This is a genomic window from Parabacteroides caecihominis (assembly GCF_023656785.1).
Taxonomy (GTDB): Bacteria; Bacteroidota; Bacteroidia; order Bacteroidales; family Tannerellaceae; genus Parabacteroides; species Parabacteroides segnis.
On the sequence record NZ_JAMOKS010000007.1, the window covers coordinates 88,578 to 110,074 of the forward strand.

Here is a 21,497-nt window from a genome sequence, read left to right on the forward strand (position 1 = left end):
AACGATATGAAAGCCTTTTATCTTTACATATTATTAATAGCAACCACCTTCTTCTCCTGCCACAACGAACAGAAAGAGAAGGAAAATAAGATTGCGCATCTGGTCAGCGAATGGCAAGGGAAACAAATACAGTTCCCTGAAAACCTGACCTTCACACGCTATCTGACAGATACTACGGATTTCCAAATCCCACAATCTGAATACAAGGTATTAATATATGTAGACTCTATCGGTTGCACCAGTTGCAAACTGCAACTTCATAAATGGAAGGAACTGATCGAATACACTGATTCAGTAACACAGGGAAAAGTTCCTTTCCTCTTCTTCATGCATCCAAAAGATGCAAAGGAAATACGTTACCTCCTGAAACGAGACGCATTCGATCGCCCTATCTGTATTGATATAGACGATCGACTAAACAAACTGAACAAATTCCCGGCAGACATAACTTTCCAGACATTCTTGTTGGATAAAGACAATAAAGTTGCTGTATTAGGAAATCCGGTACATAACACAGCTGTGAAAGAACTGTATCTGAAACAGATTACAGGTAAGGACAGTCCGAATAAAAACATACCGAAAACAACAGCCGAAGCAACAAAGACAGAAATCGACTTCGGTACTTTCAACAAATCGGAAGTAAAGGAGACAACCATAGAAATAAAAAACACCGGGGACACTCCCCTCGTGATAGTGGACGTAAGTACCACCTGCGGCTGCACAGCAGCCACATACGACAAACGACCCGCGAAACCCGGAGAATCTCTTCGGGTGGGAATTAAGATGACACCGAAAGACACAGGTTTCTTCGATGAAGTCGTTACGATCAAGTATAACAGCTTGAATAATCAACATGTTAAACTAAAGATAAAGGGGAATGTTCGGTGATCGAACGAATGGGAGTTTGCTGCATCTCTGGCAAGAATGTACAAGCAAACTCCCGAAGTCCCCTTGCAATACAGAAAGGAGGTATATCATGATAACATAACCGACAAAACAGAATGATACAGGTGTCATTCGGCTATCTAATCTGAAGAATAGTAGGCAAAGATAGAAAATAGCCTGATTAAATAATAATTTTAATAAATAATTAAACATATACGGATATGAAAAAGTTATTCGGCATCATGGCTCTAGCGGCGATAGCAGCTGCAGCTGGCTGGAATTTCTGTCAGAACCAAGACAAAGTGGAACTGTCCGACTTGGCTCTTGCCAATATAGAAGCGTTGGCCAGAAATGAAGGTAGCGGTAAGACTTGTTATACTTATTGCTGCCAAACAAGATATAACGCATGTCTCGATGCACTTCATGCAGAAGGATGTACAAGCATGAACATAACATTAGATACAAGTTGTTAATCGATATTTGATCAGGTATGAAGCCTTTACTCATAATCTTCATACCTGATTTATAAATCATTATTTACTATTTCATATGAAGATAATACATTTCAACAAAATGTCACAAATTATTCTATGTGTTGTATTTCTAATATCATGTAATACACCTAAGGATAAAACTGAAACCATCATAAGTTCCTCTTTAATTAATATTGACACATTATCCGTCAATATCAATGAGAATTATATGCAAAATTATACCTCATTAAAAAATCGAATTTATAACGATCAGCTTTACGCTTATAATATTCATCAACATACAATAGATATTTTTGATTTCACTACACAAAATTTCACATCTAAGATAAAACTACAAAAAGAAGGTGCCGATGGAATACCTAATATAAACTCATTTATTGTTACAAATGAGTTTATTATTACACAAAATGAATCCAATTACACAATAATTGATCACAACGGGCATATTATAAAAAAAATCTCAAAAGAAATACTAACCAATAATTTAAACAACAAAGATTACTTATTGGATGCACCTAATAATATATCAATTAGCAACTTCGAAGACATAACATATGACTCTAACGATAAAAAATTGATAGTTCCTATAAGCACATTAGACCCATTTAAACTAAAAGGTAAGTATTGCTTAGCTAGTATAGATATAAATAGTGAAGAAATCTCATTATTTCCAATTACTTATCCAGACAATTTCAGCAACGAGTATTATGGAAAACTTTCCAAACCAAACCCATTAATTGCCAATAACAAAATCATCTATAATTTTAGTTACTCTTCTAATGTATATTCATTTGACAAAAAAAATAAAACAATAAGCTCATACAATATCACAAGTAATTTCACCAAAAACAAATCTGAACAACTTGATAAAAATGCAAATATAAAAAAACAGTTAGATCATTATTTTCACTCCTTATTTTTTCATGGATTACAATACGATCATTACAGGAATATATTTTATCGTATACACACGGATAAAAGTAACGACATATCTGTTTTCAACAATAAAGAAACATACTTAACTATCATTTCTGAAAATCTTCAAAAAATATCAGAAATAAAATTACCTACAAATCTATATCCGATATTCAACATAACAGAAAAAGGTCTAATATTCCAATTTATGGCAGGATTATATGAGGATAAATATTCCTATATGATTATCACATCTCCATATATTATGCCTGTAAAAAAAATAGAAATTCCTCATAAAACAGAGACAACACCAGCAATAGAAAAACCGACAGTACATAATTCTATCGAAATTATATCAACAGATAACATAAAAAATTTTATTACTAAAAATTTAGTTTATCCTACTCTTGAATTGGAAAATAACGTAGAAGGCGCTGTTTTTATTATTTTAGATAGCGACAGTTCTGGAGCAATAATTAATTGCAAAATTTCTGACATTGCAACAACAACTGATAATAAATCCCTTAGAAATGAAGCCATACGTATAGCTAAATTAATAAAGCGCGTAGAGCCAAATTCAATATTTAGTTTTCATGTTAATTTCAACAAAAAAGAATATTTATCACAAAAAAAATAAAAACTAAAAAACATAACCCTATCATAGAATTTAAGATTTAGCAAACGATATGAAAGCCTGGAATCTAACCATATTAACACTAGTATTACTACTCTTCTCCTGCCACAACAAGCAGAAAGAGAAGGAAAATAAGATTGCGCATCTGGTCAGCGAATGGCAAGGGAAACAAATACAGTTCCCTGAAAACCTGACCTTCACACGCTATCTGAAAGATACTACGGATTTCCAAATCCCACAATCTGAATACAAGGTATTAATATATGTAGACTCTATCGGTTGCACCAGTTGCAAACTGCAACTTCATAAATGGAAGGAACTGATCGAATACACTGATTCAATAACACAAGGAAAAGTACCTTTCCTCTTCTTCATGCATCCAAAAGATGCCAAAGAAATACGTTACCTCCTGAAACGAGACGCATTCGATCGCCCTATCTGTATTGATATAGACGATCGACTAAACAAACTGAACAAATTCCCGGCAGACATAACTTTCCAGACATTCTTGTTGGATAAGGACAATAAAGTCACTGTATTAGGAAATCCGGTACATAACACGGCTGTGAAAGACCTGTATCTGAAACAGATCACAGGCAAAGACAGTCCGAACAAGAATATTCCTAAAACAACCGCCGAAACAACAAAGGCAGAAATCGACTTCGGTACTTTCGACAAATCGGAAGTAAAAGAGACAACCATAGAAATAAAAAACACCGGGGACAATCCCCTTGTGATAGTGGACGTAAGTACCACCTGTGGCTGCACAGCAGCCACCTATGACAAACGACCTGCAAAACCCGGAGAATCTCTTCGGGTAGGAATTAAGATGACACCGAAAGACACAGGTTTCTTCGATGAAGTCGTTACGATCAAGTACAATAGTATTAACAATCAGCCTGTCAAAGCAAAGATAAAGGGGAATGTTCGGTGATCGAACGAATGGGAGTTTGCTGCACGACCTCGAATTGTACAAGCAAACTCCCGAAGTCCCCTTGCAATACAGAAAGGAGGTATATCATGGTAACATAACCGACAAAACAGAATGATACAGGTGTCATTCGGCTATCTAATCTGAAGAATAGTAGGCAAAGATAGAAAATAGCCTGATTAAATAATAATTTTAATAAACAATTAAACATATACGGATATGAAAAAGTTATTCGGTATCATGGCTCTAGCGGCGATAGCAGCTACAGCAGGCTGGAATTACAGCCAGAGTCAGGACGAGGTAGAACTGTCAGACTTGGCACTGGCTAATGTGGAAGCGTTGGCTTCTGCAGAATATCCAGACATAGATGGCTTTAACACATGGATTTTATACAAAACTTGGGATTTTGACTATTCTCCACCTAGATTAAAAACATCTTGCACATCTGGAGGACACAGCGTTTGCGCATAATATCGACTTCATGTCAAATAAATTGATTGTGTACTGAATATCTGTATTTAGATATATATTAACAATATCTAATACAATACTAAAATTATTAGGAGGGTTGAACCAAAAGTCCCAAAAGTCGACTTTTCCCCTTGCTGCAGATACCTGTAGAGGAGATAATTGTCTACAATCTCAGCTTTTTGTTCAGCCCTCTATATTCAAATCATTTACAAATCACCTTATTTATATAATATGAAACTTTTTCTACTACTATCTATACTGATATTCTGTTCATGCTCTAGAAATGAACAAAATACAAATATTGAAACACTATTTTTCGATGAAAATAATAAACTAGATATAAACGATATTATTTCTTATAAATTTATACCATTAGAAACATCTGATGATTGTCTCATCAATGGCACAAAACAAATAGTAATTGAAGACAATTATATTTATGTCAATAGTGGCGGTGATAAACTATTAGTTTTCGATATATCAGGTAAATTTATTACACAAATAGGAAATAAAGGTAATGGACCAGGTGAATATCGATTAATTTGCAATTTTCACATTAATAAAGAAAAAGGAATTATTACCATTGCAGATAGTGGACAAAACAGAATAATTTATTATAAATTAAGCGATTACAAACATATAAAAACAAAGACTATATTTTACTTTGTAGATTGTTGTTGGTTGTCTGATGGAAATATTGCATGGTTTTTTCTGGGTGGATATAATTCAAAAAACAAAGAGAAATATTTTATAAAAATAACCGACTCACAGTTAAATGAGTTAAACCTATTATATCCAATGGATATAGAGTTACAATATCCTATTTTCTCTGGTTCTCTTTTTTACACACTAAATCAAAATTGTTATTTCAATCTTTCCCATATTTCAACAATATACAAAGTAACATCTTCTAATATTATTCCGGTTTATCAACTGGACCTTGGTATTCATAAATTCGCACCACAAGAATGGATAGACCGCGAAGCTGGACGGAATTATTCAGCAATAGTAAAAACAGAGTATATATCAGCTCAGAATGTAAGAGAAACAAATAATTATGTTAGTATTGGATACTGTGCGCAAGGTGCAAATGCTTATATCGGCTTCTATAATAAAACAACAGGTCAATCATATAAATATGCATTGCCTGAATTTATAAGGCATACTGGCCTAACGGGAGTAGGTATTGTAAAAAACACTTTTAAAGACTATTTTATTACAGCATTAAATTCTTCTATCCTAAAACGTAATCCAAATTCTAAAATTCCTGAACTTAAAATTATCAGTGAAAATATAAATGAAGAAGATAATCCTGTTATATGTTTAATGAAACTTAATTAGTGATAAATACATGATCTCCGTACTAACATGTGTAAGATTTTTGTATCTCCTAAGCAGGAAAATGATACCGTTTGTTATTTCAAAAACGTTGTTGGAGATAACATCTTCATGGTTGCCGATTCACCGGATGGGAGCAAATTGAGAAATATTATTGCTCCCTTTTATACGGATAAAGATGGAAACAATGGTTCACTATTCCGGAAAAGCTCGTTAACCAACGGATATTTTTTATTGAAAACGACAGTATAAAAAGCTATTAATTCGATGAAAGAGCATAGAAAAATACATAACCTGATCAACAAAGCCATCAATATAGTCTTCTGGCTATGTATGACAGTTACTCTATGGTTTGTTTTACAGGTATTTATCTTTGCTTCTTTCAAAATCCCCAGCGATTCGATGGAACCGGGATTAATTACAGGAGACAATATACTTGTCTGGAAACCGACCGTTGGACCTCGCATATTCAACCTGTTTGCCTCCATGAGAAACGAACAGACAGATATTTATCGCATTCCAGGTTTCAATAAGATAAAACGCAATGATATTCTGGTTTTCAATTTTCCGCATCCAAACAGTTGGGATAAAATTGAAATGCATATACTCAAATATTATATCAAACGGTGTGTCGGAATACCGGGAGATACCCTATTCATCCGAAACGGATTCTTTCATGTGGAAGGCGTACAAACGCCTCTCGGCAATATGGAGTCACAAAAAGGAATAGCAGCAACTGAGAAATTTCAAGACGGTATATTCCAGAGTTTCCCATTCGACAGCATCATCGGTTGGAACATCAAAGATTTCGGACCGCTCTATATACCGGCAAAAGGTGATTCCGTTACTTTAGATCGTACAAACTTCCGGTTATATAAAAAACTGATCGAATGGGAACAACAGGGTAGTCTTCAATACAAGGATTCTACGACTTTTCTTAACGGAAAGCCGATCTACGGATATCGTTTCCAAGAAAACTATTATTTCATGGCAGGCGACAAAGGCCTAAACTCACAGGATTCACGCTATTGGGGATTACTACCTGAAGAATATATTGTCGGGAAAGCATGGATTATATGGAAATCGGTAGACCCATATACGGATAAATTCAGAAGGGACAGATTTTTGAAAATTATTCACTAATAGAATTGATTATAAAGCAATTCCACCATATATGTATCAAAATTACAGTAATATGAAATTAAATCTGTTTGCCACAATTGTACTTGGGCTGTATCTGTTTCTTTTATCGGGATGCAGCAACACCAACAATAGACAATTGGAATTAGCCTTACAAACCGCAGGAAATAACCGGCAGCAACTTGAAAAAGTTATACAACATTATCAAGGAGATAAACAGAAAGAAGATGCTGCAAGGTTTCTGATACGGAATATGTTGGGAAAATACTATCAGGAAGGAGATCGAATTGATAAATTCCACCAGTTTATCGACTCTGCATACCAGATAAAACAAGAAGAATACGACCAGCAGACTATAAATGACACTTATAGGACAAACAACAAACACCAACAAGACGACGCTAAGCAACAAGCAGACTTGCAACAACTAAATGCAAATTTCCTGATTACACAGATAGATGCAGCTTTTCAAGTATGGCAAAAACCCTGGAACAAACATCTTTCTTTTGATGAGTTTTGCGAATGGATACTCCCCTACCGGATTGGAAACGAATTGCCGGAGATATGGAGGGAAGAATACTATAATGCCTTTTCCGGATTATTAACAGATAGCATATTGACCACCCGCGATGCCTGTATTGCTATCAATAATGAACTGATTAAATTACCGATCCATGTCTTTAACGATTTCCCAAAACCGGCGGACATAAAACCCAGTAGCCTTATCCATATAAAATTCGGTTTATGCGGGGACTATACCAACCTGGCAATATATGCCATGCGATCTGTAGGGATACCTGTTACAACAGGAAGTATTCCGCATTGGGGACATAGCAATAATAGCCACGCGTTCAACCTTCTAAATGGCGAAGACGGAAACTATTATGATTTTGCTGGAGGTGAGCACCATCCGGGAGATCATCTCAAACGTTTTGATGGCATACCGAAAGTCTATCAGAAAACATTTTCCATACAACAGACTTCTTTAGTGATGACAAATACATCTAAAGAAGAAATTCCTGCATTCTTCAAAAATCCTTTCATGAAAGATATTACGGACCATTTTCCTGCTATTCATCCGCAGACCGTATCCATCCCTTTGAATAGAACCTGCCACAATAAATATGCCTATCTATGCGTATTCGATCCGCAAGGGTGGTTCCCGGTAGATTGGGGAAAGATATCCGATAAGAAAGTGACATTCAACCATATCGGTCCTGATATAATCTATCAGGTCAACAGTTATGAGGATAACTCTTTGCAACCGTTAAGTTCTCCCTTTGTCGTCGATTCTACCGGAAAGGTTACTCTTTTCAAATGCCGGAGAGAAAAAGAAGACCTGTACCTCGAACGCAAATACCGCGAACCCAAACATCTCGAAGCCATACCTCCGGCATTCGTTGGTGGCAGATTCCAGGGATCGGATTATGCGGATTTCCGGATAGCGGAAGATTTATATACGTTCACAGAAGCTCCAAGTTTCAAGTATACCACTATCGAGGTGAATCCTAAAAAGAGTTACAAATATTACAGATACCAGTCTTCTCCCAATCTACGGGGAAATATGGCTGAACTGGAATTTTACGATACAAATAGTCAGCAAATACTAAAAGGGGAAATTATCGGAACAGACAACACCAGCATCTACAACCCGCATGCAACCAAATATAATGTATTCGACGGAGACCCTCTCACCTTCTTCCACACACGCGACAGCATGAGTTGGGCAGGTCTGGCATTATCCAAGCCGGCACATATTAACAAAATACGCTATATCATCCGGAATGATGACAACGGAATACGAAAAGGTAATCTCTATGAACTTTTCTATATAGATGAATCGGGTGCATGGGCCTCTGCCGGAAAACAAACGGCAGAGCAGGATGAATTATTAATATATAAACAGATCCCCCAAGGTACTTTATACTGGCTACGCAATCATACCAGAGGAAAAGAGGAACGGATATTTACGTATGAGAAGGGGAAACAGGTTTGGTGGTAAAAATAAGTCATAATTATTCAACACAATATTTTCAAAGCTTATAAAGAATGAATATCTTTACGGACAGACTGAAAAAACACTGGCAAATGAAATACTTTATACTCTCATTATCAATATTCTTATTATACTCATGTTCTAAACAGGAACAAGTAACTGATACTAAAAAAATTATTTTTAATGAAGAAGCTAATCCGGACTTTTTCAATACTCTCACATGCAAGTTCATTCCATTGGAAACAAATGACAGTTGTTTGTTTAATGATATCAAAGAAATCCAAATTGTTGATAACAAAATATATATTATTGACAACAAAAGAAGTAAGTTACTTGTTTTTGATATTTCCGGTAAATTCATTACCCAAATTGGTAATTTAGGTAATGGACCTGGAGAATATCTAACACCTTCAAACTTCAATATTGACAAAGAAAAACAAACTATCACAATTGCAGATGTAGGTCAAAGTAAACTCTTATATTACGATTTAAATAATTATCAATACATAAAGAGTCAAAAGGCATTCTATTTTTCTAATTGCAGCTGGTTGCCAGATGGAAATATAGCTTGGGCAATAGAAAATGGTTATGATTCAGGTAAAAGGGATCCACATTATGTGAAAATAACAGATTCTAATTTAAACACTGTCAATTTATTATATCCTACGGATTTTAAACCTGAGTACTTAATGGTTGCCGGATCATTCTTTTATACATTTAACCAAAACTGCTATCTTAATTTACCTTTCATTCCAACAATATATAAAGTCACTTCTCAAAAAATAACACCAGTTTATGAATTAGATTTTGGCAAACAAAAATTCGCATCAATGGAATGGTTAAAAAGGGAGGCTGAAAAAAATTATTATGGAACAATATCCAAAACAGAATATATATCTACACAAACAGTAAAAGAAACAGATGACTATATTTGTGTCGTATATTATGCACAAGGTCTAAATGCATATATCGGTTTTTACAATAAGAAAAATGGGGAATCTATTAAACTAAAAGGATCTGATTTCGCAAAACACACTAATTTATATGGACTTAGCCAAGTCAAAGACACATATAATAATTATTTCTTATTCTCCATGTTAGCTTGTACACTAAAAACATATAAAAGTTCTCTACCGGAATTACAACCTATTATCAAAGATATAAAAGAAGATGATAATCCAGTCATTTGTCTATTAAAGTTCAATTAGAATTATACAATTAAATAAAAATTGCATATGAAATATATATTATTATTTCCACTTCTATTTATGGCTTTTTCATGCCATAAAGGAACAAAGATCAAAAATTATAACATATCTACAAAAGTAGACAAACAACTGGCTGGTGAAATTCTACTCTCAAAAGATGATCACTGCTATTTTTATGATTTAAAAATAACAGACAATTTCTATTTATTTCTTGATCAAAAATCTGATACAATACTTAGAGTATATAAACAAGATAATCTATTTACCCTTCATAATAGCTCATGCAGAAGTTCGGGAAAAGATAAACTCTGGAAGCCTTTGTTTACAAAAGAAATACAGACTAATTCTAATGATAAAGATATTACCTTTTTGGTCGATGAAAATCAGTATTATAAAGACATAACCCTAAACAATCAAAATAGTGATATAAAAATAAACACATCTAAACTATTAAATCTTAGAAATGTATCAGGTCGTGATTTTAACATCACAACCAAAGAGGTATACGCTATTCCTGTAAATAGAGACAGTAAAAGTCCATTCTTTTTTTTCAATCCTGACTCCGGATTTTATTGGGTAGATCCATCTCCCTCTGTTGAGAAAGTGATGCCTAAGGATGTTTTATCATATATTAATACGATTTGCTTGAACGAAAGTCAAAATGCTGTCGTTTCTGCTTGCAGATTTACAAACTTTGTATCTTTCTACGAATTGAATGGAACATTAAAGACAACTGTCAAATTTGGAAACACACCTATCGTACCTGTTATTTCTCCCAATCAAATTGGCATAGATATTAGAAATACAACCAAATGTTTCACTTATATATGCGGAACACCACAATATGTATACTGTTTATATGATGGTTCGTCTGATTTCACCACTCCCTCAAAAATAGTAGTTTTCCAATGGAATGGAAAACATATAGCTACATGGCAAACTGATCGCATCCTGCAAACAATAGCTGTAGACAAAGAAGACAAATTCGTTCTGGCTATTGCATCCAATGATAATGGCCAGGATATTATTAAATATGACTTGAAATAAAATACAAATAGTACTATGCGAAACGAATTCTTTCATGTGGAAAGCGTACAAACGCCTCTCGGCGACATGGATTCGCAAAAAGAGATAGCTGCAACTGAGAAATTTCCGATTATCTGGAAATCAGTTGATCCGTATACAGAGAAATTCCGGTGGAATCGTTTTTTAAAAGTCATTCATTAAATCTAAAACAATGAAAAAAGTATTTATAACAGGAATAAACATACTATTAGCCGTTTTTCTTATGGCTTGCGCTTCATCGGATAGTAAACGTCTGGAGCAAGCACTCTTGTTTGCCGGAAATAACCGGGGCGAACTGGAAAAGGTATTAAGCCATTATGAGAATAATCCGGAAAAACTGGAAGCCGCCCGTTTCCTGATCCGTAATATGCCCCGATGGTACGGATATGAAGGATGGCAACTGGATTCTATCAAACCGGTATTGATACAAAAAGAAAAAGGAGAAGCCGTTCCTAAAGAGGTGATAACAAAATGGCAACGGGTTTCTTTCTATTCACTGCCGAAAGTATATGACGCCAAAGTGATCACGGCCGGTTACCTGATCGAGAATATCGACCTGGCCTTCGATGTATGGAAAAGGTATCCGTGGAACCGGAATCTGGGATTCGATGATTTTTGCGAACTGATCCTTCCTTACCGGATCGGAGACGAGCCGTTGTCATCCTGGCGGAAGCTGTACCATGATTATTATACGGCCATACTCGACTCGGCTTATCAGGGGAATGATGTGATTGAAGCCAGCAAAGCCGTCGATAAAGATCTGAAAAGAGTTTATTACCGTTGGGATACGGATTTTAGCATACCTCATCAAAGTGCGGACTTCCTGTTCTATCATCGTGTCGGTTTCTGTAGGGAGGCTTGCGATGTCACACTTTATGCCATGCGTGCCTGCGGTATTCCTGTCGCCAGTGAATATTTTGTTTATTCTCCTGAATACCAACATCCTCACTTCTGGACAGTGCTACGCGATACGACCGGAAAGTTCATCCAGTTCGGTTTCAATGAGTTTGAAGCATCCCGCATAAATCCGGGTACCGACGGTAGAAAAAAGGGGAAAGTCTACCGCTACTGCTTCGGAGTACAGGATGAACTGTTTTCCGGAATTACAAAAGATAATAAAGTACCGGCTTTATTCAGGGATCGTTTTATCACAGATGTGACTGCCAATTATTTCGGTGAGAATAAAGTCTCCGTCTCCGTGCAGTCCGCATATGAAGATTATATCTATCTGGGCGTTTTCAGTCCGGGCGGATGGATTCCGGTCGATATCGCACACAACAACAAGGGGAATGTGACTTTCCGGAATCTGGAACCTGATGTTATTTACCAGCCTTTGATCTCGGACGGGCAAAACCACCGGGCGGCAGGTTTTCCGTTTATTTATAAGAATGAAACAGTTCATTTGCTAAAGCCGGATACGACTTCCATGAAAAAAGTTGTACTGAAAAGAAAAATGTCGCTTATGCCAACTATTGCCGAATTTCTTTATCGGGCCATTATCGGATCGAAAATAGAAGTGAGCACAGATCTTTCTTTTACCCGATCGGATCTGGTATATCAGTTCAATGATACATTGGATTACAATTATTACGAACTGACTCCACCGGATATTAACAAGAAATACAGATACATAAAATATATCGCTCCATCAGGAAAACGAATGGAACTCAGTGAGCTTTCTGTTTTCAAGGATTCCTTATGCAAAGAACAGATTCCATTAAAACGAATGAACGATATAGAACCTGTACGGGCATTGGATCACATAACAGACGGAGATATACTCAGCTATTTTCAGGCAAGAGATACTTCTTGTTTTATCACATATGATCTGGGAAAAACAACAACGATTGGAAAAGTCGTTTTCTCACCACGCAACGACGACAATTATGTCTGGCCGGGAGATGAATACGAGCTATTCTATCAGGACGGAGTAAACGGGTGGAAATCGCTCGGGGTTCAAACGGCTACCGGCTGGGAACTGGAATACCGTGTTCCGGACAATGCGTTGTTATGGCTGCGCGACCGGACCAAAGGACGGGAGGAACAGGTGTTTATTTATAAAGAGGGGAAACAGTATTTTACGGTTGATTTATGAAATACAGACAATATATAAGTTACTCACTGCTAGCCATCAGCGGAGTTTTTCTGCTGTGTACCGTTTTTGCTACAGACACAGGGCTGGCTAACGGGCTGGTCACAGGGAAAGTTCTTTGGTTTCATCTAGCGATGTTGTTGCTGGCAGCATGCAGTCTGGTGGCGGCTGTTCTGACGAAACCGGCAAAACCCTTTGTCTTTTCGGTTGCAGACGGATTGGTGCTGGTTTTGGCGGTTATCGTTGCACTTACTTATAACCGGCTACTGGATCCCGAACCGGAGAAAATGTTGTTTGGCGGGCAATTAGTCGTATTGTGGTTTCTGCTGCGGTTCATATTGACCGGATGGCCGCAGTTACAGTTATTTTTTCTGGCGGTGGTTGTTGCGACCGGAGGGATTGAAGCTGTGTCGGGAATGCGGCAGTTACATGGATTCGAAGGATCTAACCATTCCCTATTCAGACTGACCGGTGATTTTTATAATCCGGGACCTTATTCGGGGTATCTCGCAATCGTTTTGCCGGTTTGCCTGTGGATGATTTTAGAATGGGGGAAGGAGAAGAGAGCGCACAGCCACGCGTCTCTACGGTATTTGGGATGGATCGGTTTGCTGGCGATCATTGTCGTGCTTCCTGCCGGAATGAGCCGGACGGCATGGATAGCGGCTGCCGTCTCATGCGGATGGGTGTACTGGGTGCAACGGATCGGATGGGAAAAGACTAAAAAATACATGGATGGAAACCGGACCTTAACTATCGTATCTTCTATTTTGATCCTGATCTCCATAGCCGGTGCATTGGCGGGTATTTATCTGCTAAAGAAAGATTCTGCCAATGGCCGGCTACTTTTATGGAAAGTGACGGGGCAAGCTATCAGGGAACAGCCCTGGACAGGAACCGGGACAGGTGGTTTTCCGGCTGCTTATGCAGAAGCACAAGCGGAGTATTTCACTTCGGGAAAGGCTTCGGAGACAGAGATGATGGTTGCCGGATGCCCGGAATACGGATTTAATGAATTCTTACAAATAGGTTTGGAACAAGGGCTGGTGGGTTTAATGGTTTTTGTATTGTTGTTAAGCTATTCTTTGTTCCGGGGGGTGAAAAACAGACAGGCGGGAGCAGCCGGAGGAATATTGGCGCTGATGGTGTTCAGCCTGGCATCGTATCCGTTGCAGTTGCCGGAGTTCTGGGTAGTGTTGGTGGTGTTGATGGGGGTGGCTAATAGCAATACTCCGGTTGACGCTGATATTTCGGTTGACGCTAACACACCCCCTACCCCCTCTCGAGAGGGGAGGAAGATACTTTCTGTCACTATGATAGGGATACTGGTTATATGTTGCGGGTGGATTTTCTGGCAGCAGAAAGGGTATTATGAAGGATATAAAAAATGGAATACGTTGAAGATGTTGTATAATAGTAAGGCTTACGAGGCGGCAGGTGAAGGATATGAGAAACTGGTGCCGTTGATGGGACATAAACCGGAGTTGCTGTTCGAGGCAGCACAGTGCCTGAGCAAATCGGAACGATTTGAAGAAGCGAACCGGTTGTTAGAACGGGCCATGAAGTTGAGCGGTGATCCAATGATACATTATATAGCGGCAAAAAATGAGCAGTCGATGGGAAACTATCAAAAAGCGGAAAATTTATTGCTGCACGCGATCGACATGTTACCAGAACGGATCTATCCGTATTACCTGCTTACCAAACTTTACTCGGAACCTACTTTCTTTCAGGAAGATAAGTTTATCAAAGCGGCTGACGCCGTACTGAAAAAAGAGCCAAAAGTAAAGAGCACGGCTATCCGGGAAATGCGGGAAGAGGTCAAGATATTAATTCAAAACAGAAAATAAATTTCATTCAGAGCAATTTTTCAATAGATAAGAAGATTTTCATATCTTTACATACAAACAGATTAATTCTCTTGCCATATGATACGAATACCAAAAACATCATATCACATTTTCTGTAATTGGACAAAACTACTGCTTGGTACAATTTTTCTCTATTCATGCGAAAATCATCAGAAAATATCTTTAAATCAGAATCTGATGATTGACACAATCAACATTTCAATAGGCGACAGTTGTCTTCAAACATACACCTCGCTAAGAAATAGAATTTGCGAAGATAAATTATATTGCTTCAATAAAATACAACACAGTATTGATATATTTAATCTATCTACTCAAAAACTATCTAACCAGATAAAAATAGAACACGAAGGAGCAAATGGCATAACCAATATGGATGCTTTTTGTATTTATGGTGATTCTATTTTCATTCAAAATGAAACCAGCTATACAATAATAAATCATCAAGGTAAGATTATCAAAAAAATATCCAGGGAAAAACTAAACAACCTCATTGACAACAACGAATATTCTATTTTCCCAACAAACATCACATTATCTAATTTTGAAAATCTCATCTTTGACAATAAACACGATGAGTTAATAATACCAATCAATACAGTACCACCTTCAAATTTAAAAGGTAAAAATTGTATGGCGACAATAGATATAAAAAAAGAAATTGTAAACTTACTTCCTATATACTTCCCTCCCACCGTCACAGACAAGTATTATGGAAAATTATCCACGGCACAAATACTTAGCAAAGGAGACAGCATTATATACAATTTTGGAAATTCATCAAAAATATACATTTATAATCGTAGAAATAAAGAAACCTATGAATATGACATAAAAAGTAATTTCACGGATAATTTATCTGAAGACTTAGACAAAAATGTAAATACAAAAAAATTATTTGATCACTATTTACATTCTTTATTCTTTCACAATATACAATATGACCCATATAGAGATTGCTATTATCGTATACATACTAATAAAAACAACAATCCGTCGGCGTTTAATGACAAAGAGACATTTCTAACAATCATAAATTCAAATTTCGAAAAAACAGACGAAATAAAATTACCTGAAAATACTTATCCAATATATAATATATCAGCTAATGGATTAATCTTTTTCACCATGATAGGTTTACAGGAAGATTCTTTTAGCTATATCAATTTAACAACAAACAATATCAACAAAATAACTAAAAATTACACTCAATTAGATACTACACAAAAATCAGAACAAATCATAAAGGAAGAAAAAATAAAGAAAACAAGACTTCCTTCATCAAAGCATTCCAAAAAAGATTCAATAATGACTACTGACAAAATAAGTTCTTTTGTCAGAGAGAACATGATTTACCCCCAAGAAGAATTAAAACAAAATATAGAGGGATATGTACTTATCATCCTTGAAAGCGATAGTACAGGAAACGTTATAAGTCATAGAATATCAGAAACTGGAACAACAACTGATAATGAAAACTTTCGTAAAGAAGCTCTCCGGATAGCTCATTTAGTAAAATATATCTATCCTAATATTACATTCTTTTTCCATGTTCCATTCCTTGTTGATAGATATTTTGAAACTCACAAAAAGGAATCATAAATCTATCAGTGAAAATATAAGTGAAGAAAACAATCCGGTTATATGTTTAATGAAATTAAAATAATATGAAAAGCATTTATACAATCTTAGTTATACTCCTGACAATAATGGCTGGATGCGGTAATAACAAAAAATCTGACTGTCAAAAGGAAGACTCTGATGCTATTACTATACCGGATACTTTTATTACGATTGACGTTAGTAAAAAATATCCTCTAAAAGAGTTAATTCTTCAGGATATTATGGATGTGGAATATATTACATTAGAATCCACGGACGAATTTCTTTGTCAAGGCATCGTACAAGCCATAGGTAAAGAAATCATATTAGTAAAAAATGTCATCAACGATGGCGATATCTTTATCTTCGACCGAAATGGCAAAGGTTTGAGAAAGTTTAACCGGAAAGGGCAAGGTTCTGAGGAATATATATTCAACCTAAGTGCTTTCATAGATGATAACAGCGGTGAAATATATATTGATGAAATAATAAGAAACGTTCTGGTATATGATTTTCAGGGAAATTTTTTAAAAAGTATCCCCAGAGGCGATAACAAATGGATTAATGCTACGAATTACAACCAGGATTATTTGATTGCCAGAGAATCACCTTCCATCCAGATACAAAATAAAACGGATTACCAACGTTTTGTTATCCTTTCCAAACAAGACGGGAACATTGCCAAAGATTTTCGAATCTATTTTAAGAAGAAAGTAGAATGGGGAATAACCAACCGCGCAGAAAATGCAGGGGGTGCCCCTCGTCTTTATCCTATCGTTCCTTACGATGATAGTTGGTTGCTAACGGAACCCTCGTCCGATACGATATTCAAACTCTCACCGGATTACAGTCTGACTCCTTTCATAGCCAGAACACCATCTATACAATCGATGAAACCAGCCGTATTCCTTTTACCATGTATATTTACCGATCGCTACTATTTTATGGAAACAGTAACGATGGATGCCGACATTTTAAGAAATGAGAAATTCCCAAAGACACATTTAATGTATGACAGAATAGATAATACATTATTCGAATATACTGTATTCAATGATGATTTTTCCGAAAAAGTCCCCGTGAACTTAACTATGCAGGAAACTACAAATAGTGAAATCGCCTTTTGTCAAAAATTAGAACCTCACGAACTTATTGAGGCTTACGAAAAAGGGCAATTAAAAGGGAAGTTGAAAGAAATTGCTGCGGAGTTGGAAGAAGATTCAAATCCCGTAATTATGCTGGTAAAATATAAAAAATAACTTCTATACCCTTCCATTCCCTCCTATTCCCTTTTAAACCCATTTATCTCCATCTAAACCGTTTTTGTGTTTCGGCTGGAAGTTACTTTTGTAATGTTTTCGAAAACAGATAAAGTAATTTCTATTAACACTTAAAAAATTAAAATTATGTCAGTAAAGTATCGTTTAGTCGAACGTAACAACATGGGGAAAGACAAAGAAGAAACCCCGAAAAAGTTATATGCACAACCGGTTTATTCGGATTTGGTAGGATTTGAAGAACTATTGGGTGAGATCAGTGAAGCCGGTATTCCTTCCAACCAGGTAAAAGGGGTTATGGACCGTATGAACTACCTGATCAAAAAACATTTGGCAGCCGGACGACGGGTACAGTTCGGTGAATTCGGAAACTTCCGTTACGGAGTTGGTTCTACCGGAGCTGCTGAAAAAGAGGAATTTCAAACCAATATGATAAAAATTCCACGAATCATTTTCAGTCCGGGAGCGACCTTGCGTAAAGCTCGTAAGGATGCCAATTTCGAGAAAAAGGAAGAGATTGTTACCAAAAATGACGGCGGTGGCAACGGCGGCGGCGACAGACCGGAAATTGAATAGACGATCTAATTTCAAGTTGCTGTAATGTAAAAAGGGAGTGCTTCTACGTTTTGAGGCACTCCCTTATCTTTATTCTTTTAATTGCTCCATAACCTTTTCCAGCTCTATACCCAGTTTATCTAATTCCTCCGAATAAGCATCCGTATCTTCGTTAAGCGATTTGGCTATCATCTCGTATATTCGGACACGAAGTTGGCAATACTCAATCAGTAATTTGTTGGATTTCACATACTCGGAAGGGATATCCGGGATTTCATTTGTTTCTTTTACCAAATCGATATTTTCTTTCCATTTGGGAATACCGGTTTCTTCTATAAATTCAACAACCTCCTTTACCGGTTTCTCTTCTATCATATCATAAAGCCTGATTGCCAGAGATTCATTTAGTTCAAACCGTTCCATCTTTGCATTATACCGGTCACTGTCCCAGTCTTTTGTACCCAGCCAAAGACCTCCCAAGATGACCGCAACAAGTATTAAACAACAAACAGCCCCTACCCCGGTAGCCCGCCAGTTTGAATAAAACAGGCCATTCCCAGCTTTATGAGCTTTCAGCTCTTTCCCCTGCAATTTGTCTACAATCACATAAATAATGGCTGTATAAATTGTCGGAATCAAAGCATTCGGTACTTTTTCCATAGCAGACTCCGGTATCATTAAAATTCCGCCAAAAAGCAGAAATGTTGCAATAATACCGATTACCAGAGCATTGAATCCCTGTCTTTCATTGCCCAAAGCAATACAATTCTTCCGTATCAGGATACCGGCAGCAAAAGGACCACCGAAAAAGGTTGCCACAGCAATGGCATTCTGTGAGTAGAGTGTTTTGTTTTCTTCCATAATCCATTAAAATCAATGAGTAGCATTCGTTTTCAAAGGCAAAGATAAATTAATTTACCCAATTACACTCTTTCAATCAAAATAAGAATCATTTCCTTTGGCTTTGTCCTGATATTTACATACATTTGTTGGCAGTAACCTTGTTAGAATGAAGACTTTAGACAAAATCACATATTTATGAGACTACACTTATTCTATTTCGTTCTATGCTTCATCCTTTTGTCCTGCCAGTCTGATAAATATCACTGGAAAAACCAGGATGACAGAATGGTTCTCATGTCCGGAAAAACGGTTGTCGGAGAGTTGAACCCTTCCGTAACAAAAGGAATGGACCGTACAGATCAGATTGAAATGCTCGATTCCTGTACGTTTAAGATCACCTGCCAATACACAGCATTGGAAGACATGGAAACAGCCAGGATTAACCTGGATTTCGTACACAAATCCGCCTCCGACTACTGGATGATACCTTCCGTCTCTTACAACGGAAACAACTGGGGACGGGGAAAAGAACCCAAAGGCGCACAGCAAAACGGGAAATGGCGAACTTATTCCTACCGCAGCACACCTATTCCCGGAGCAACCTACTCGGAAGGGACACGGTTTGCCGTTGCCATGTGGAGCGACGTCCCCCAGAATGAAAAAGAGAGTATCTCCTGTTCCCTGATGCCGGACAGGGAGACCACTACCCACCGGCTTATCTGGCCGGAAGAAGAAATGCCGGTCATGTATGCAGCCAGGGACCGCTACAAACCGGGATATCAGAAACAGGAAAAATTATCCAAAGGGGAAACGGTTACATTGACCGCTTATCTCTCCGTCTGCGACGTGCAGCCCCATCATTATGCCATGCATAACTTTTTGCACGAAGCCTGGGAACGTGCCGACAAACAAGGGACAGCTATTTATCCACCCGCCAAAATATGGGAACTGGGCCTCCGGTATGCTAAAGAATATCTTTGGACGGAAGAGGGTGCTTTCAGTGGATTTACAATCGGTTTCTCACCGGATAAAAGCGGGGAATGGAGTAAACGGAAAGGATACGAAATAGGTTGGTGCGGGCAAAATGCGTCTTTTGCCAATTCACTGCTTTTCGATTATATCAAACATAATAACAAAGAATCTCTGGATAAAGGGGTAGCCACCCTCGATGCATGGGCAAAACTCTGCCGGCTGCCCAACGGACTTTTTATCACGAACTATGACCGTATCTCCGGCCAGAGAAGTCAGATCGACAATGTCGTCATAGATGCCTGCAACCTGGGAACGGCCGCCTTGAATTATTTCGAAGCGACTGAACTGGTGAAAGCCTGCGGACTGGAAAAACCTGATTATGAAAGCCTGGCTTTCGGTATCTGCGATTTCGTCAGAAACGACCAGCAGGACAACGGAGTATATGGCCGCGGCTGGTATCCGAACGGAGAATGTTTCTACCGGGAAGGGACTATCGGTTGTTTCATGGTTCCTCCCATGCTCGAAGCATTCACCCGTTCGAAAGACTCCACCTATTTATCTTCCGCAACCCGGGCTTACGATCATTATGTGAGCGAACTGAAAACAAAAGGATATTCTACGGCTGGGGCTTTGGATACCTGGTGTATCGACAAGGAGTCATCCATTTCCCTCCTGCGCTCGGCTTTAAAGCTGTATAACCTGACAAGCAACAAAGAATACCTCGATGATGCCGTTGCCGTCTCCTATTATCTATCTACCTGGTTGTGGCATTATAACGGCGTTTATCCGGAAAACGACAACTTCACCCAATACAACTATAAGACCTTCGGTGCGACTTCGGTTTCCGTGCAGCATCATCACCTGGACCCGTACGCTTTGTTCTGGGTGCCGGAATGGTTTGAGCTGACGAAACTGACGGGAGACAGCCAGTGGAAAGAAAAAGCGATTGCCATCTGGCATAACGGTTGCCAACTGATATCCGACGGTACACTGGTGATAAACGGACGTGTCCGCCCTGTCGGTTCCCAGAATGAAGCCTATCTGCAAAGTCACTGGAACTGGGATGCCGCGCCTCATTTCGACCGGCTCAATTCATGGCTGGTGGCTTGGCCCGGCGCTTTCAGGCTGGAAACTTTGAGGAAGCTGGATGCCATCGATGCACCACAAATACAGTAAAAAGTTGTATGTGAACATTTAAAAGTAATATC

The 21,497-nt window shown here is 37.7% G+C and carries 18 protein-coding genes; 17 read left to right on the top strand and 1 reads right to left on the bottom strand.

Features of this window, described 5'->3' with window-relative positions; all coding sequences use genetic code 11:
• Positions 1-6: 6 nt before the first annotated feature.
• The 16 genes from NBH14_RS07375 to NBH14_RS07450 all read left to right on the top strand — a co-directional run bounded on the left by NBH14_RS07375 (position 7) and on the right by NBH14_RS07450 (position 18,495).
• Positions 7-888, top strand: a complete 882-nt coding sequence (locus tag NBH14_RS07375) for a DUF1573 domain-containing protein (RefSeq protein ID WP_186960818.1) — start codon at positions 7-9, stop codon at positions 886-888.
• A 218-nt stretch (positions 889-1,106) separates the two neighbouring features.
• Positions 1,107-1,358, top strand: a complete 252-nt coding sequence (locus NBH14_RS07380) for an NVEALA domain-containing protein (protein ID WP_186960819.1) — start codon at positions 1,107-1,109, stop codon at positions 1,356-1,358.
• 100 nt (positions 1,359-1,458) lie between these two features.
• Positions 1,459-2,931, top strand: a complete 1,473-nt coding sequence (locus NBH14_RS07385; RefSeq protein ID WP_250817280.1) for a DUF4221 family protein — start codon at positions 1,459-1,461, stop codon at positions 2,929-2,931.
• A 49-nt stretch (positions 2,932-2,980) separates the two neighbouring features.
• Positions 2,981-3,862 carry a DUF1573 domain-containing protein gene (locus tag NBH14_RS07390; RefSeq protein ID WP_186960821.1) on the top strand — a complete coding sequence of 294 codons (882 nt, stop codon included), beginning with the start codon at positions 2,981-2,983 and terminating at the stop codon, positions 3,860-3,862.
• 216 nt (positions 3,863-4,078) lie between these two features.
• Positions 4,079-4,330 carry an NVEALA domain-containing protein gene (locus tag NBH14_RS07395; protein ID WP_186960822.1) on the top strand — a complete coding sequence of 84 codons (252 nt, stop codon included), beginning with the start codon at positions 4,079-4,081 and terminating at the stop codon, positions 4,328-4,330.
• A 231-nt stretch (positions 4,331-4,561) separates the two neighbouring features.
• Positions 4,562-5,671, top strand: coding sequence for a 6-bladed beta-propeller (locus NBH14_RS07400; protein WP_186960823.1), 1,110 nt, complete (start codon positions 4,562-4,564; stop codon positions 5,669-5,671).
• A 264-nt stretch (positions 5,672-5,935) separates the two neighbouring features.
• The gene (lepB, locus tag NBH14_RS07405) at positions 5,936-6,811 is read left to right on the top strand and encodes a signal peptidase I (protein ID WP_186960825.1); all 876 of its coding nucleotides are present in this window, start codon (positions 5,936-5,938) and stop codon (positions 6,809-6,811) included.
• Between the two features lie 52 nt (positions 6,812-6,863).
• Positions 6,864-8,810, top strand: coding sequence for a transglutaminase-like domain-containing protein (locus NBH14_RS07410; RefSeq protein WP_250817282.1), 1,947 nt, complete (start codon positions 6,864-6,866; stop codon positions 8,808-8,810).
• 86 nt (positions 8,811-8,896) lie between these two features.
• Positions 8,897-10,012 (top strand): 6-bladed beta-propeller, encoded by a 1,116-nt coding sequence (locus NBH14_RS07415; protein WP_186961417.1) that lies wholly within the window; start codon positions 8,897-8,899, stop codon positions 10,010-10,012.
• Positions 10,013-10,039: 27 nt separating this feature from the next.
• Positions 10,040-11,059, top strand: a complete 1,020-nt coding sequence (locus tag NBH14_RS07420) for a hypothetical protein (protein ID WP_046146684.1) — start codon at positions 10,040-10,042, stop codon at positions 11,057-11,059.
• 15 nt (positions 11,060-11,074) lie between these two features.
• Positions 11,075-11,239 carry a hypothetical protein gene (locus NBH14_RS07425; protein WP_186961418.1) on the top strand — a complete coding sequence of 55 codons (165 nt, stop codon included), beginning with the start codon at positions 11,075-11,077 and terminating at the stop codon, positions 11,237-11,239.
• A 10-nt stretch (positions 11,240-11,249) separates the two neighbouring features.
• Positions 11,250-13,172, top strand: coding sequence for a discoidin domain-containing protein (locus NBH14_RS07430; RefSeq protein ID WP_186961419.1), 1,923 nt, complete (start codon positions 11,250-11,252; stop codon positions 13,170-13,172).
• Positions 13,169-15,019, top strand: a complete 1,851-nt coding sequence (locus tag NBH14_RS07435; protein ID WP_186961420.1) for an O-antigen ligase family protein — start codon at positions 13,169-13,171, stop codon at positions 15,017-15,019. The genes NBH14_RS07430 and NBH14_RS07435 overlap by 4 nt, the downstream gene beginning before the upstream one ends.
• Before the next feature lie 198 nt (positions 15,020-15,217).
• Entirely contained in the window at positions 15,218-16,642 is a 1,425-nt protein-coding gene (locus tag NBH14_RS07440) for a DUF4221 family protein (protein WP_222622147.1), read from the top strand.
• Positions 16,643-16,707: 65 nt separating this feature from the next.
• Positions 16,708-17,901, top strand: coding sequence for a DUF4934 domain-containing protein (locus NBH14_RS07445; protein ID WP_186961422.1), 1,194 nt, complete (start codon positions 16,708-16,710; stop codon positions 17,899-17,901).
• Positions 17,902-18,048: 147 nt separating this feature from the next.
• The gene (locus tag NBH14_RS07450; RefSeq protein ID WP_128134469.1) at positions 18,049-18,495 is read left to right on the top strand and encodes an HU family DNA-binding protein; all 447 of its coding nucleotides are present in this window, start codon (positions 18,049-18,051) and stop codon (positions 18,493-18,495) included.
• 69 nt (positions 18,496-18,564) lie between these two features.
• Here NBH14_RS07450 and NBH14_RS07455 read toward each other — a convergent pair whose 3' ends face one another.
• Positions 18,565-19,335: a hypothetical protein gene (locus NBH14_RS07455; RefSeq protein ID WP_186961423.1), complete on the bottom strand. Its 771-nt coding sequence runs from the start codon at positions 19,333-19,335 to the stop codon at positions 18,565-18,567.
• A gap of 177 nt (positions 19,336-19,512) precedes the next feature.
• Between NBH14_RS07455 and NBH14_RS07460 the strand changes: the two genes are divergently transcribed.
• Positions 19,513-21,465, top strand: coding sequence for a hypothetical protein (locus NBH14_RS07460; RefSeq protein WP_250817284.1), 1,953 nt, complete (start codon positions 19,513-19,515; stop codon positions 21,463-21,465).
• Positions 21,466-21,497 lie beyond the last annotated feature (32 nt).

Bases quoted from the DNA above. Each gene is read 5' to 3' on its own strand.
- NBH14_RS07430 (WP_186961419.1), top strand. From the start codon at position 11,250: ATGAAAAAAGTATTTATAACAGGAATAAACATACTATTAGCCGTTTTT.
- NBH14_RS07440 (WP_222622147.1), top strand. From the start codon at position 15,218: ATGATTGACACAATCAACATTTCAATAGGCGACAGTTGTCTTCAAACA.
- lepB (WP_186960825.1), top strand. From the start codon at position 5,936: ATGAAAGAGCATAGAAAAATACATAACCTGATCAACAAAGCCATCAAT.
- NBH14_RS07385 (WP_250817280.1), top strand. From the start codon at position 1,459: ATGTCACAAATTATTCTATGTGTTGTATTTCTAATATCATGTAATACA.
- NBH14_RS07390 (WP_186960821.1), top strand. From the start codon at position 2,981: ATGAAAGCCTGGAATCTAACCATATTAACACTAGTATTACTACTCTTC.
- NBH14_RS07395 (WP_186960822.1), top strand. From the start codon at position 4,079: ATGAAAAAGTTATTCGGTATCATGGCTCTAGCGGCGATAGCAGCTACA.
- NBH14_RS07375 (WP_186960818.1), top strand. From the start codon at position 7: ATGAAAGCCTTTTATCTTTACATATTATTAATAGCAACCACCTTCTTC.
- NBH14_RS07415 (WP_186961417.1), top strand. From the start codon at position 8,897: ATGAAATACTTTATACTCTCATTATCAATATTCTTATTATACTCATGT.
- NBH14_RS07450 (WP_128134469.1), top strand. From the start codon at position 18,049: ATGTCAGTAAAGTATCGTTTAGTCGAACGTAACAACATGGGGAAAGAC.
- NBH14_RS07445 (WP_186961422.1), top strand. From the start codon at position 16,708: ATGAAAAGCATTTATACAATCTTAGTTATACTCCTGACAATAATGGCT.
- NBH14_RS07410 (WP_250817282.1), top strand. From the start codon at position 6,864: ATGAAATTAAATCTGTTTGCCACAATTGTACTTGGGCTGTATCTGTTT.
- NBH14_RS07400 (WP_186960823.1), top strand. From the start codon at position 4,562: ATGAAACTTTTTCTACTACTATCTATACTGATATTCTGTTCATGCTCT.
- NBH14_RS07460 (WP_250817284.1), top strand. From the start codon at position 19,513: ATGAGACTACACTTATTCTATTTCGTTCTATGCTTCATCCTTTTGTCC.
- NBH14_RS07420 (WP_046146684.1), top strand. From the start codon at position 10,040: ATGAAATATATATTATTATTTCCACTTCTATTTATGGCTTTTTCATGC.
- NBH14_RS07425 (WP_186961418.1), top strand. From the start codon at position 11,075: ATGCGAAACGAATTCTTTCATGTGGAAAGCGTACAAACGCCTCTCGGC.
- NBH14_RS07435 (WP_186961420.1), top strand. From the start codon at position 13,169: ATGAAATACAGACAATATATAAGTTACTCACTGCTAGCCATCAGCGGA.
- NBH14_RS07380 (WP_186960819.1), top strand. From the start codon at position 1,107: ATGAAAAAGTTATTCGGCATCATGGCTCTAGCGGCGATAGCAGCTGCA.
- NBH14_RS07455 (WP_186961423.1), bottom strand. From the start codon at position 19,335: ATGGAAGAAAACAAAACACTCTACTCACAGAATGCCATTGCTGTGGCA.